The organism is Streptomyces verrucosisporus, from assembly GCF_017114865.1.
Classification (GTDB): Bacteria; Actinomycetota; Actinomycetes; order Streptomycetales; family Streptomycetaceae; genus Streptomyces; species Streptomyces fenghuangensis.
The window spans coordinates 124,747-137,206 of the sequence record NZ_JADEYH010000004.1 but is presented as its reverse complement, the minus strand read 5'-3'; the positions used below and the strand labels follow the sequence as shown (position 1 = coordinate 137,206).

General features: G+C 74.7%; 12 protein-coding genes. 6 read left to right on the top strand and 6 right to left on the bottom strand.

Annotated elements, in window-relative coordinates:
- Positions 1-91: 91 nt before the first annotated feature.
- From lnt to fxsA, 3 genes are read left to right on the top strand one after another with little or no spacing between them, the layout of a single operon-like run.
- The gene (lnt, locus tag IQ279_RS07860) at positions 92-1,921 is read left to right on the top strand and encodes an apolipoprotein N-acyltransferase (RefSeq protein ID WP_206347617.1); all 1,830 of its coding nucleotides are present in this window, start codon (positions 92-94) and stop codon (positions 1,919-1,921) included.
- Positions 1,918-2,688, top strand: a complete 771-nt coding sequence (locus IQ279_RS07855) for a polyprenol monophosphomannose synthase (RefSeq protein ID WP_206347616.1) — start codon at positions 1,918-1,920, stop codon at positions 2,686-2,688. Before lnt ends, IQ279_RS07855 begins: the two co-directional genes overlap by 4 nt.
- Position 2,689: 1 nt before the next feature.
- Entirely contained in the window at positions 2,690-3,331 is a 642-nt protein-coding gene (gene fxsA / locus IQ279_RS07850) for an FxsA family membrane protein (RefSeq protein WP_206347615.1), read from the top strand.
- Positions 3,332-3,431: 100 nt separating this feature from the next.
- Here fxsA and IQ279_RS07845 read toward each other — a convergent pair whose 3' ends face one another.
- The 4 genes from IQ279_RS07845 to yczE form a co-directional block, all read right to left on the bottom strand.
- Positions 3,432-3,809: an RNA polymerase-binding protein RbpA gene (locus tag IQ279_RS07845; protein ID WP_093656502.1), complete on the bottom strand. Its 378-nt coding sequence runs from the start codon at positions 3,807-3,809 to the stop codon at positions 3,432-3,434.
- 265 nt (positions 3,810-4,074) lie between these two features.
- Positions 4,075-5,523: an MFS transporter gene (locus tag IQ279_RS07840; protein ID WP_307792262.1), complete on the bottom strand. Its 1,449-nt coding sequence runs from the start codon at positions 5,521-5,523 to the stop codon at positions 4,075-4,077.
- Positions 5,524-5,601: 78 nt separating this feature from the next.
- Entirely contained in the window at positions 5,602-6,387 is a 786-nt protein-coding gene (locus IQ279_RS07835) for a glycerophosphodiester phosphodiesterase family protein (RefSeq protein WP_206347614.1), read from the bottom strand.
- Positions 6,384-7,040, bottom strand: a complete 657-nt coding sequence (gene yczE, locus IQ279_RS27845; protein ID WP_372445099.1) for a membrane protein YczE — start codon at positions 7,038-7,040, stop codon at positions 6,384-6,386. The genes IQ279_RS07835 and yczE overlap by 4 nt, the downstream gene beginning before the upstream one ends.
- Positions 7,041-7,249: 209 nt before the next feature.
- Here yczE and yczR point away from each other — a divergent pair, with 209 nt between their 5' ends.
- The gene (yczR, locus tag IQ279_RS07825; RefSeq protein WP_206347613.1) at positions 7,250-8,785 is read left to right on the top strand and encodes a MocR-like transcription factor YczR; all 1,536 of its coding nucleotides are present in this window, start codon (positions 7,250-7,252) and stop codon (positions 8,783-8,785) included.
- Positions 8,786-8,816: 31 nt separating this feature from the next.
- On the opposite strand, the gene IQ279_RS07820 is transcribed toward yczR, so the two are convergent.
- Entirely contained in the window at positions 8,817-10,406 is a 1,590-nt protein-coding gene (locus IQ279_RS07820; protein WP_372445093.1) for a hypothetical protein, read from the bottom strand.
- A gap of 101 nt (positions 10,407-10,507) precedes the next feature.
- Complete coding sequence (locus IQ279_RS07815; protein WP_093849355.1) at positions 10,508-10,702, bottom strand: hypothetical protein; 195 nt, start codon at positions 10,700-10,702, stop codon at positions 10,508-10,510.
- A 209-nt stretch (positions 10,703-10,911) separates the two neighbouring features.
- Here IQ279_RS07815 and IQ279_RS07810 point away from each other — a divergent pair, with 209 nt between their 5' ends.
- Both IQ279_RS07810 and IQ279_RS07805 read left to right on the top strand, forming a co-directional pair.
- Positions 10,912-11,742 (top strand): ATP-grasp domain-containing protein, encoded by an 831-nt coding sequence (locus IQ279_RS07810; protein ID WP_206347612.1) that lies wholly within the window; start codon positions 10,912-10,914, stop codon positions 11,740-11,742.
- Positions 11,743-11,794: 52 nt separating this feature from the next.
- Positions 11,795-12,349, top strand: coding sequence for a DinB family protein (locus IQ279_RS07805; RefSeq protein ID WP_206347611.1), 555 nt, complete (start codon positions 11,795-11,797; stop codon positions 12,347-12,349).
- Positions 12,350-12,460 lie beyond the last annotated feature (111 nt).

The window sequence follows — 12,460 nt, the reverse complement described above, 5'->3', positions numbered from 1 at the left end:
GGGGCCCCGCGTCCCACCCCGTCCCCGCGGGGGCGCCGGGCGTTGTACGGTCGGGCTCGTCACCGCACGACCTGTGAGAAAGGCCGCGACCGTGCCATCGGGCCCCGAGACCACCGCCGAAGCCGAGACCGGCGGCGCGGCCGCCGGCCATCCGGACGAGCCGCAGCACCGCCGTACGACCGTCCCGGCCGGTACCCCGGCCCGCGCCGCCGGGGAAGCCGGGGACGCCCCCGCCCCGGCCGCCGGCGAGGCCGGTGCCCGCCCGGCGCCCCGGCTGCCCGTCCGCCTGGCCGGGTGGGCACGCCGCGAGGCGTGGCGCACGGCGGCCGCGGCGGTGAGCGGTGTCGCCCTGGCCGCCGCCTTCCCCCCGTACGACGTGTGGCCGCTGTCGGTCGCCGCGGTCGCCGTCCTCGCCCTCCTCACCCGGGGGCGTACCGCCCGCCAGGGGGCCTGGCTCGGTCTGGCCATGGGGCTGCCGTTCTTCCTCGTGCTGCTGAAGTGGCTCCATGTGATCGGCTGGGACGCGGTGTTCGGCCTGTCCCTGGTCGAGTCGCTGTTCTTCGTGCCGATGGGCGCCGGGCTGGCCGCGACCTCGCGGCTGCCGCTGTGGCCGCTGTGGGGCGCCTGTCTGTGGGTCGCCGAGGAGTGGGCGCGCGACCGGATCCCCTTCGGCGGCTTCCCCTGGGGACGGCTGGCCTTCGCCGTCACCGACTCGCCGTTCCTGCCGCTGGCCGCCCTGGGCGGCGCCCCGCTGGTGACCTTCGCCGTCGCGCTGACCGGCGGCCTGCTCGCCGCGGCGGCCGTCCGGGGCGCGGCGGCCGTCGCCCGGCGGCGCGGAGCGGAGGAGACGGACGAGGGGGACGGGACCGGCTCCCCGTCGGCGGCCGGCTCCCGTACGGCGCGCCCGGCCCTCGCCGCCGCCGGGGCGGCCGCCCTGGCGGCGGCCGTGACCGCGGCCGGCCTGGCCGTGCCGGTCCGCACCGCGGCGGCCGACACCGTCCGCATCGCCGTCGTCCAGGGCAACGTCCAGCAGCCGGGCATGGACTTCCTCGGCCGCCCGATGCTGATCCTCAACAACCACGTCGAGGCCACCCTGAAGCTGGCCGAGGACGTGGAGGCGGGCCTGGAGGAGCGGCCCGACCTGGTGATCTGGCCGGAGAACGCCTCCGACCTGGACCCGCACCGGTACCCGCAGGCGTACGACGCCATCGACCGGGCGGCGAGGGCCGTGGGCGTCCCCGTACTGGTCGGCGCCCTCGTCGACCATCCCGAGCGCGAGGGCTACGTCGAGAACCAGGGCATAGTCTGGGACCCCGAGACCGGTCCCGGAGCCTCGTACACCAAGCAGCACCCGGTGCCCTTCGGCGAGTACGTCCCCTACCGCGACCAGCTCAGTAAGGTCATCACCCGCCTCCAGCGCGTCCCGCGCGACTTCTGGCCCGGCCAGAGCACCGGGGTGATGGACGTCGGCCCCGCCCGGCTCGGCGACGTCATCTGCTTCGAGGTCGCCTACGACGAGATCGTGCGCGACACCGTCAACGACGGTGCCCGCGCCCTGGTGATCCAGACCAACAACGCCACCTACGGCAACACCGGCCAGCCCGAGCAGCAGCTGGTGATGTCCCGGCTGCGGGCCGTCGAGCACGGGCGGGCCGTGGTCACCGCCGCCACCAGCGGCATCAGCGCGGTCGTCGCCCCCGACGGCACGATCGGCCGGCGCACGGAGGAGTTCACGCAGGACGTGGTCACCGCCGACCTCCCGCTGCGCGACGAGACCACCCTCTCCGACCGGATCGGCCCCGCACCGGAGTGGGTGCTCGCTATGGTGGGCCTCCTGTCCTGCGCCGCGGCCTTCGCGACCGGCCGACGGGGGCGGGTACACGGGGTGAACGGGACGGACGAGAAGAGGCGGCAGCAGTGAACGAGGCGGGGCAGCGCCGGAAGGATCCGCTCGGCAGGATCCTCGTGATCATTCCGACCTACAACGAGGTCGACAACATCCGGCCGGTCGTCACCAGAGTGCGCACCGCCGTCCCCGAGGCCCACGTCCTGGTCGCGGACGACAACAGCCCCGACGGTACGGGGAAGGTCGCCGACGAACTGGCGGCCGAGGACGAGCGGGTCGAGGTCCTCCACCGGGAGGGCAAGGAGGGGCTGGGTGCCGCCTACCTGGCGGGCTTCCGCTGGGGCATCGACAACGGCTACGACGTCCTGGTCGAGATGGACGCGGACGGCTCCCACCAGCCCGAGGAGCTGCCCAGACTGCTGACCGCGCTCAAAGGCGCCGACCTGGTGCTGGGCTCGCGCTGGGTCCCGGGCGGGCGGGTGGTCAACTGGCCGGGCCACCGCAAGTTCCTCTCGCGCGGCGGCAGCACCTACTCCCGGCTGCTGCTGGGCGTGCCCCTGCGGGACGTCACCGGCGGCTACCGGGCGTTCCGCAAGGAGACCCTGCTGGGGCTCGGCATGGACGACGTGGCCTCCCAGGGGTACTGCTTCCAGGTGGACCTGGCCCACCGCGCCGTGCAGGCCGGGTACCAGGTGGTCGAGGTGCCCATCACCTTCGTCGAGCGCGAGCGCGGCGACAGCAAGATGAACCGGGACATCGTCGCCGAGGCCCTGTGGAGGGTCACCGCCTGGGGTGTGCGGTCCCGTGTGAACCAGGCGCTCGGCCGCAGGCACACTGGATGACATGACGACCGGCGCACCGTACCCGTACGAGCCGCCTCCGCGGCACTCCCGCCCCGGACCGCAGGGCCCGGGGTCTCCCGGCACCGGACCCCGGCGCCGCCCCCGGCGCAGCTTCGTACCCCTGGGGCTGGCCGCCTTCGTGATCCTGGAGATCTGGCTGCTGACCCTGCTGGCGGACGCCACGAACGGGCTGGTCGTCCTGATCGTCCTGGTCGCGGGGGCGGTACTGGGCGCCGCGGTCGTCAAGCGCGCGGGACGCCGCGCCTGGCGGGGTCTGGTCGAGACCGTCGAGAGCCTCCAGCCGGGCGCCGAGTCCGGACCGGAGCCGCGGGCCGACCGGGGCGGGCACGGGCTGACCATGCTCGGCGGCCTGCTGCTGATGCTGCCGGGGCTGATCTCGGACGCGGCCGGGCTGCTGTGCGTCTTCCCGCCGACGGCCGCGCTGCTGCGCCGCACGGTGGAGCGCCGGCTCGGCAGCCGTACCGGCTTCGCCCCCGGATCCCTGGGGGACTCCCTGCGGCAGGCGCGCACGGCGGAGGAGCAGTTCCGAATCCACCGGCCCGACGGCAAGGTGGTGGAGGGAGAGGTCGTGCGCGAGGACGAGCGCGATGCCCGCGGCGGGGAGGGCGGGGGAGCGCGTTAGCCGTTCTCGGCGGGACGCACACGTGGGCGAGGGCCCGACCACCGGCCGGTGGTCGGGCCCTCGCCCACGTGCTCCCGCGGTGCGGTGCCGCGTGCCGCCGTCAGGCGGACTTGCGCTTGCTGTCCCGCGGGTGCACGGCGATGTTCATGGTCCCGGAGCGCAGGACCGCCAGCCTCTCGGCCAGCACCTCCTCCAGCTCCTCACGGGTGCGCCGCTCCATGAGCATGTCCCAGTGCGTACGCGCGGGCTTGCCCTTCTTCTCCTCGGGCCCCTCGCCGTTGACCAGGAGCGCCTGGGCACCGCATACCTTGCACTCCCACTCCGGCGGAATCTCGGCCTCAACCGAGAACGGCATCTCGAACCGATGACCGTTCTGGCATGCGTACTCCACGGCCTGGCGCGGCGCCAGGTCGATACCGCGGTCGGTCTCGTAGCTGGTCACCACGAGTCGCGTGCCGCGCAGAGCTCGCTCACTCATGAATCGTGCCTCCCGGGCTTGTCGCCCACAGGACAGGTGTCGCTGTCGTCGTCATCCGGTCAACGTCCGGTCGGCGGTGAAGATTCCCGATCTGGGACATGCGTCGCCCGTCGTGCCGCTGCCTCGTCGGATATGCGGTACCCGCAGCCGCCCGCTTTGTCACATCCCACATGGGACGTAACGTAACGTTCGCCTATCTTTGGCGTGCGGTAACGGTCCATCCGACGAGTTGCAGGCGTACACTACCCGCCCTTCGGCCGATGGCCTAAATCCGATCCGGCGCAGCGGCGCCGACCGCCGCCACCGCTCGTCTGACCGGTACCCGCAAAAGCAGGACGAAACCCAGAACGAAGAAGATCACCAGGGAGATGATCGCGTCCCGGTAGCTGCCGGTGAGCTGGTAGGTGAGCCCGAACACCAGCGGCCCCAGCCAGCTGGTGCCGCGATCGCTCACCTCGTACAGCGAGAAGTACTCGGCCTCCTTGCCCGGCGGCACCAGCTGCGCGTACAGCGACCGCGACAGCGCCTGGGTGCCGCCCAGTACCATTCCGATCGCCGCGGCCAGCACGAAGAACCACACCGGCTCGCCCGCGGGCAGCACGTATCCGGCGCCCACCGTCGCCGTCCACGCCACCAGCGAGCCCAGGATCGTGCGCTTGGCGCCGTAGCGCACCGCCAGCCGTCCCAGCAGCAGCGCCCCCACCACGGCCAGGATCTGCACCAGCAGGACCGCACCGATGAGGGTGGTCTGGTCCATCCCCAGCTCCCCGGCGCCGAAGACCGAGGCCTGGGTGATCACCGTCTGCACGCCGTCGTTGTAGAGCAGGTAGGCCAGCAGGAACATCAGGGTCAGCGGGTAGCGGCGCAGATCGCGCAGCGTCCCGGCGAGCTGCCGCCAGCCGCCTCGCAGGGACATCCCCCCGCCGGCCGGGCCGGCGGGGGCGTGGGCGGAGGGCCGCTCGCGCAGCCGCCGCAGCGGGATGACCGCGAAGACCGCCCACCACAGGCCCGCCGAGGCAAGGCAGATCCGCACCGCGGTGCCCTCGTCCACACCCAGCGACTCGTGCCCGAGGAACAGCGCCAGGTTGGCCACCAGCACCAGGGAGCCGGAGGCGTAGCCGAAGGCCCAGCCGCGCGAGGAGACCGCGTCCCGCTCCGCGGGAGCGGCGATCTGGGGCAGGAAGGAGTTGTAGACCACCACGGCCGTGGCGTAGGAGACGTTCGCCACCACCAGCAGCACCCCGCCCAGCAGATAGCGGTCGCCCTCCAGGAAGAACATCCCCGTGGTGGCCGCCGCCCCCAGGTAGGCGAACACGCCCATGATCGGCTTCTTGCGGCCCGACCGGTCGGCGACCGCCCCGGCCAGCGGCATCACCAGCACCGACAGCAGTACCGAGACGGAGACGGTGTAGGCGAAGTACGAGCCGGCGCGGACCGGGATGCCCAGGGGGTGGACGTAGCCGGCGGCGTCCGCCGCGGCCTCGGCGACCGAGGTCAGATAGGGGCCGAGGAAGACGGTGAGCACGCTGGTGGAGAAGACGGAGACCGCCCAGTCGTAGAAGTACCAGCCGCGCTGCTCACGGCGCCGCTCGGCGTCCCCGGCGAAGTCCCCCGGGTTCTCCGCGCCGCCGGCGCCGCCCGCGCTCTTCGCCGTTTCTCCGGCGTCTTCGGTGCCCTCGGCGTCCCCGGCCCCCGCCACGGTCTCGGTGCCCACCCGCGCCCCCTCGTTCGTCCCGTGCGCAGCGGCGGGTCGCGGGCGGGGGAGCGGCCCGTGCCGTCCGGCCGCCGGACGTCAGATCCAGGCCCCCCGCTCGGCCAGCACCGTGCGCAGTGTCTCGATGTGATCGGTCATGATGCCATCCACGCCCATGTCCAGCAGCGTCCTCATCCGCTCCGGATCGTTGACCGTCCACACGTGCACCTGCAGGCCCCTGTGGTGTGCGTGGCGGACGAACGCCCGGTCCGCCACCGGTATCCCGCCGTGCCGCACCGGGACCTGCGCGCACAGCGCGCCGCGGCCGACCGCGCCCGGCAGACGGTACGAGCGCAGCCGCAGGCCCAGGACGCCGCGCGTGCCCAGCGAGGTGGCCAGCCGCGGGCCCGCCAGACGCCGGGCCCGGGCCACCCGGGACTCGTCGAAGGCCCCCAGGCACACCCGGTCCCAGGCGCCGGCGCGGTCCAGGATCTCCAGCAGCGGGGGGAGGGCCGCGTCCGCCTTGACGTCGATGTTCCAGCGGGCACGGGGGAAGGCGCGCAGCAGATCGGCGAAGAGCGGCACCGGCTCGCCGCCGCCCACCCGCACCCGCCGCACCTGCGACCACGGCAGGGAGGCGATCGCCCCGCTGCCGTCGGTGACCCGGTCCAGCGTGGAGTCGTGGAAGGCGACCAGCTTCCCGTCCGCCGTGGCGTGCACATCGGTCTCCAGATAGCGGTAGCCCAGCTCCACCGCCCGCGCGAAGGCGCCGTGGGTGTTCTCCGCTCCCGGCGCGGCGCCGCCGCGGTGGGCGAAGGCCAGGGGGACGGGGTGGTCGAAGAAGGGGTGGTCGGGGCGCGGGGCGCGCAGGGCCGGTGCCGTCATGGACGCAGTATCGCGCGACGCCTCCGGCGCGCCTGCGGGCGGTCCGCCGAGCCGTTCTCGGAGCCGTCCGCCCGATCGCCTCCCGAACCGGCCCGGCCGCCGTCCGCGGCGGGGGCGGGTGTGCCGAAGGCCCTCAGGAAGAACTGGGAGAGCGGACCGATCGCCAGTGCGTAGAGCACCGTTCCCGCCCCCACGGTGCCGCCCAGCAGGAAGCCGGTGGCCAGGGCGGCCACCTCGATGCCCGTCCGCACCAGGCGCACCGAGCGCCCGGTGACCCGGTGCAGGCCGGTCATCAGGCCGTCGCGCGGGCCCGGTCCGAAGCGCGCCGTGATGTACAGGCCGGTCGCCGCCCCGTTCAGCACCACCGCGCCCACCAGCAGTGGCACCCGTACCGCGAGCGCGCCCGGTTCCGGCATGAGGGCCAGGGTGGCGTCCATGGCCAGTCCCACCACGACCACGTTGGAGACGGTGCCCAGGCCGGGCCGCTCCCGCAGCGGTATCCACAGCAGCAGCACGGCCGCGCCGGTGACGATCACCACGGTGCCGATGGTCAGTCCGGTGTGCCCGGAGACGCCCTGGTGGAAGACGTCCCACGGGCCGAGGCCGAGATCGGCGCGGACCATCAGCGCCAGGCTGGCCCCGTAGAGCACCAGGCCGGCGTAGAGCCGTACGAGGCGGCGGACGAGGCGGTCGGGGCGGCGACCGGGGCGCGCGGCGGAGCCGCCCGGATCCCCGGATCCTGTGAATCCTCCGGAACCGGACAAGGGGCCTTCCTTTCTGGCGCGTTGGACTGATGCGTGACACTCTGTGGCCTGTAAGCGGTTCCCGGACACGGCCAATCCCGAGAAGGTGGACTCAATCGATGGCTCAGTGGACCTCGGCGGTCGGAGCGCCTCAGCTCGCCCGCCTCCTGTCCTCCCACCGCACCGAGTCGGACGGGGCGCGGCGGACGCCCGCCTACCGGGCCCTCGCCGACGGGGTGCGCCTGCTGGTGCTGGAGGGCCGCGTCCCCGTCGCCGCCCGGCTGCCCGCCGAGCGGGAGCTGGCCGCGGCCCTGTCCGTCAGCCGTACCACCGTGGCCGCCGCGTACGAGGCCCTGCGCGGCGACGGGTTCCTGGCCTCGCGCCGCGGCGCGGGGAGCTGGACGGCCCTGCCCGCCGGCAACCCCCTGCCGTCGGGCGGACTGGCGCCCCTGCCCCCCGACGCCGCCGGGACCATGATCGATCTGGGCTGCGCCGCCCTTCCCGCCCCCGAGCCCTGGCTCACCCGCGCCTTCCAGGGAGCCCTGGCCGATCTGCCTCCTTACGCCCACACCCACGGCGACTACCCGGCCGGACTGCCGGTCCTGCGCCAGGCCCTCGCCGACCGCTACACTGCCCGCGGCGTCCCGACGATGCCCGAGCAGATCATGATCACCACCGGCGCCATGGGCGCGGTGGCCGCGATCCGCGCGCTGTTCGTGCCGCGCGGCGAGCGTGTCGCCGTCGAGCACCCCTCGTACGCCAATGTGCTGCGCCTGCTGAGCGAGTCGGGTGCCCGGCTGGTGCCCGTCGCGATGGGCGAGGGCCTGACCGGCTGGGACCTGCCCGCCTGGCGCCGGGTGCTGCGGGACGCCGCGCCGAGAATGGCGTACGTCGTCGCGGACTTCCACAACCCCACCGGCGCGCTGGCCGGGGAGGAGCAGCGCCGGGAGCTGGTGGCCGCCGCCCGGGCCGCCGGTATCGTGCTGGTGGCGGACGAGACCATGGCAGGCCTCGACCTCGACGCCCCGCCCGGTGAGCCGATGCCCCGCCCGGTCGCGGCGTTCGACGCGGGCGGCTCCACCGTCGTCACGGTCGGCTCGGCCAGCAAGGCCATCTGGGCCGGGCTGCGCATCGGCTGGATCCGGGCCGCGCCCGAGACCATCCGCAGCCTGGTCGCGGCCCGTGTCTACGCGGACCTGGGCAGCCCCGTGCTGGAGCAGCTCGCCGTCGCCCGGCTGCTGGCGGAGGACGGCGGACGGGGCGACGGACGGGAGGGCGGGGGCAGCGGCTGGGACCGGGCCATGGAGGTCCACCGCGAGCGGGCCAGGGAGAACCGCGCGGCCCTCACCGGGGCCCTGCGCGAGCACCTCCCGGACTGGGGGTTCACCGTCCCGCGCGGCGGCCTCACCCTGTGGGTGCGCACCGGTGACCTGTCCGGTTCGCGGATCGCCGAGGCCGGCGAGCGGCTGGGGGTGCGCGTCCCCTCCGGGCCGCGCTTCGGGGTGGACGGCGCCTTCGAGGGCTATGTGCGGCTGCCGTTCACGGTCTCCGGCCCCGTGGCCGCCGAGGCGGCGGCCCGGCTGGCGGCGGCCGCGCGGCTGGTCGCCGACGGACGGAGCGCGGGCGGCGACATTCCGCGCAGCTCCGTCGCCTGAACCGCCGCGCGCCCCGCCGTCGGCCGCGGTCTCAGTGGACCGCCCGCCGGGCCGCGGCCCTCGGCGGGGAGGCCACCGGCTCCGGCAGCAGCTCCAGGACCGCCCGCCGCTGCGGCTCGGCCGCCTCCTGATCGAGGGGATCGGGGGCGGCGGGCACCTGGAGGCGGTGCACCGGCCCCGAGCCCAGCCGGGCGTAACCGCGCCCCGCGGGCACCTCGGGCGGCGCGGTGGTCGAGGGCGCCTCGCCGAGCACGGCCCGCACCTCCTGCGCAGTCGCCTCGCCGAGCACCACCCGCGCCCGGGTGTACGCGCGGACGGCCCCGGTCAGCTCCCCCGCGCCTTCGAACTGGTCGGCCAGCGCCACGGTCACCCGCACCGCGCGCCCGTACCGCAGGGGCACCTGGAGCAGGTCCTGCGGGTCGCGCTGTCCCTCGGCACGGGCCAGGTGGCTGAGCACAGAGGGCCGGTCCACCAGCACCCACAGCGGGCGGCAGACATCCTCCGGCGCGTCCCGTCCGGTCTGGCGGACCCGGTTGGCGGCCAGCAGCCTGCGCTCGGTCTCCCGCACCACCCACTCCAGCGCCGACAGGGCGCCGGCCGGGGTGGACTCCACCGCCCGCACCCTGCCGCGTCCGGCCAGGAACGCGTACTCGCCCGCCCCGCCGCCGTCCACGACCAGCACCTCGCCCTGCCGCAGGGCCTGGAGGGCGACCGACCGCAGCAGCGTGGTCGTCCCCGACCCCGGGCGGCCCAGCGCCAGCAGGTGAGGCTCGGTGGAGCGCGGGCCCGTGCGCCACACGACCGGAGGCACGTCCAGCCGCTCGCCGCCCTCCGCGACCACCGGCACCGTGCGGGGGACGGTGTGGAGGTCGGTGAAGCCCAGCACGGTCTCGCCGGGCGCGGTGACGAAACGCTGCGCGCAGACGCCGGAGGGCAGCGGCGGCAGCGCGGTCAGGGTGAGCTCGCCCACTTCCTCCTCCCAGGCGAAGTGGTACTCCCGGCCCCGGCCCGCCTTGGCGCACAGCAGTTCCTGCAGGTGCGCGCGGGAGTCCGGGTCGCCGTCGCCGAAGTGCGGCGGGTAGCGCAGCCGCAGCCGGGCCAGCCGTCCCTCCTGGGCGAACGCGAAGTCGGTGAAGGCCCGCCGCCAGTCGCCGTCGTGGGCGTAGAGGGGCTGCGGGCGGGGGTCGTCGGCGAGCGAGAGATGCGGCACCAGCGCTTCGTAGAGGGTCTGCAGCCGTGCGCGCTCGGCCTCGCCGGGCTCGCCCCCGGCGGCGTCCGGGGACCGGTCGCGGCCCTGCCAGAGCGCGGCGCCCGCCAGCGTGACCGCACCCAGCAGCGGACCGTACGGGGCCAGCCACAGGGCCAGCAGGCAGGCGGCCACGGTGAACAGCACTGGGCCCCGCCGCTCCCGGGGGGTGCGCTCCCAGCGGCGCCGTCCCGCGGAGGCGAGACGGCCCAGACCGCGGGCGGCCACGGCCGGCAGGTGCAGTGCGTCGAGGGCGTGTTCCGCGGCCACCCGCCGCAGGTCCCGCCCGCGGGCCGGCGGGGCGGCGCCCGGTGCGGGGTGGGGGTGGGAAGCGTGCAGCGGGGTGAGTGCCGGGGGGAAGGGCCGCCAGGCCACGCCGAATCTCCTGCCGTCCGGAGCCCTGGGGCTCGAAGTCCTGCGGGTCGTGGGTGCGGGGGTCCCGGTGGGTGTACCGGGGGAGCCGGGGCTCCCGGCTTCTAGAAGGGGATGTTCCCGAGGAGGTTGGCAAGGGTGTCCCCGCCCGCCTGGATGCCGGGTGCGATCGCCGATCCCGCCAGGTAGAACCCGAAGAGCGCGCACACGATGGCGTGGGAGAGCTTGAGGTTGTCCTTGCGGAAGAACAGGAAGACGATCACTCCGAACAGCAGGACACCGGAGATCGACAGCACCATGGGTCAACTCCCTGTGTGGCGATGGATTTGTCACCGTGTGTCCCTCAAGCTTCACAGAGCGTCCGGTGTGCCGAAAGCGGCGGAAGGGTGATATCAGCACATTTCCTCTGCTCCGAGCGGGGTACCCCGTCCGGACGGAGGGGGCGGCCGGTTCCCGGAGGCCGGGGGGTAGCTTCTCGGGAGCCGACACGCGACAGGAAACGGGAACCATGCGCCACAAGCCCGCACTGCTCTACGTCACCGACCTCTCCTACGAGGCCCGGGGCCGCCGCTACGGCGACGAGGACGTCCGCCTCTCGGCCCGGCTGCGCCAGGACTTCCGGATCGCGCTCTGCCACCCGCGCGACGCGGCGGCGCTGATGGACACCTTCGACGCGGTCGTGGTGCGCAACAGCGGCCCCGTGCTGCACCACCGGGACGCCTGGGAGGACTTCCGCGCCCGGGCGCTGGAGCGGGGATCCCGGGTCTTCAACGAGCTGTCGGGCAGGGCGGACATGGTCGGGAAGCGGTACCTGACCGAGCTGAGCGCGGCGGGGGAGCCGGTCATACCCACCGTCGACCGCCGCGAGGACCTGGACCGGCTGCCGCCGGCGGCCGAGTACGTCGTCAAGCCCGAGCTCGGCGCCGACTCCATCGGCCTGGAGGTCGTCCCCGCGGAGCGGCTCGCCGGACTCGCCCTCGGACCGGGCGCCGGTCTGCTGGTCCAGCCGAGGATCGACTTCCGGCACGAGGTCTCGTTCTACTTCGTCGACCGCTCCTTCCAGTACGCCCTGTACGCCCCCGACCTCGCGCGGCGCTGGGAGCTGGAACCGTACGCCCCCACGGCGGACGACCTCGCCTTCGCGCAGCGGTTCGTGGACTGGAACGCCATAGGCCACGGCATCCAGCGTGTGGACGCCTGCCGTACGGCGCGGGGGGAGCTGCTGCTCGTGGAGCTGGAGGACCTCAACCCCTACCTGTCGCTGGACCGGGTGGACGCCGGCACGGAGGAGGCGTTCGCCGCCGCGATGACCGCCTCGCTGCACGCCCTGCTGGCCTGAGGGCCGCTCGGGCTCTGCTCCCCGGGGAGCGTGCGGCGGCTAGTGTCGCCGCATGACGGAGACGACGGACACCGCGGACGCCGCGGACACCGGCGGCGCGGCGAGCGCGGTGGAGGGGTCGCGCGGCGACGTGCGGCCCCCCGAGGTGGAAGCCGGTGAGCGGACCACCCTGCTGGCCTTCCTCGACTATCTGCGGGACGCGGTCGCGGCCAAGGCGGCCGGTGTGCCGGACGAGGCGGCCCGTGCGGCGGGGGTGCCTTCCGGGACGAGCCTGCTGGGACTGGTCAAGCATCTGACGGCGGTCGAACACAACTGGTTCACCTGGGCGTTCGCGGGTGAGGGGGACACTCCCGCGGACGACGGCGCGCCGCCCGCACCCGGGGAGACGGCCGGGGAGATCCTGCGCGCCTACCGGGAGGCCGCCGGGCGCTCGAACGCCATCGCCGCGGCCTGCGACCGGCTGGACCGGCCGGGAGTGCGGTCGTTGCGCGAGACCCCGCCGCCGACCATGCGCTGGATCCTGGTGCACATGATCGAGGAAACCGCCCGGCACGCGGGCCACGCCGACATCCTGCGCGAGCACATCGACGGCTCGGCGGGCCGTTAGCCGCACCGGTCCGCGCCACCCGGCGGCTGGGTGTGGTGCGCCTCGGCGGACTGCCCGGCGCTCTGGCCCGGCTGGTCCCGTACGGCGGGCACGGGGAGCCCGACGGGGCTG

Excerpts from the sequence above, each read along its gene's own strand:
- fxsA (WP_206347615.1), top strand. The coding sequence starts at position 2,690 with ATGACGACCGGCGCACCGTACCCGTACGAGCCGCCTCCGCGGCACTCC.
- IQ279_RS07845 (WP_093656502.1), bottom strand. The coding sequence starts at position 3,809 with ATGAGTGAGCGAGCTCTGCGCGGCACGCGACTCGTGGTGACCAGCTAC.
- IQ279_RS07835 (WP_206347614.1), bottom strand. The coding sequence starts at position 6,387 with ATGACGGCACCGGCCCTGCGCGCCCCGCGCCCCGACCACCCCTTCTTC.
- yczR (WP_206347613.1), top strand. The coding sequence starts at position 7,250 with ATGGCTCAGTGGACCTCGGCGGTCGGAGCGCCTCAGCTCGCCCGCCTC.
- IQ279_RS07815 (WP_093849355.1), bottom strand. The coding sequence starts at position 10,702 with ATGGTGCTGTCGATCTCCGGTGTCCTGCTGTTCGGAGTGATCGTCTTC.
- IQ279_RS07810 (WP_206347612.1), top strand. The coding sequence starts at position 10,912 with ATGCGCCACAAGCCCGCACTGCTCTACGTCACCGACCTCTCCTACGAG.
- IQ279_RS07805 (WP_206347611.1), top strand. The coding sequence starts at position 11,795 with ATGACGGAGACGACGGACACCGCGGACGCCGCGGACACCGGCGGCGCG.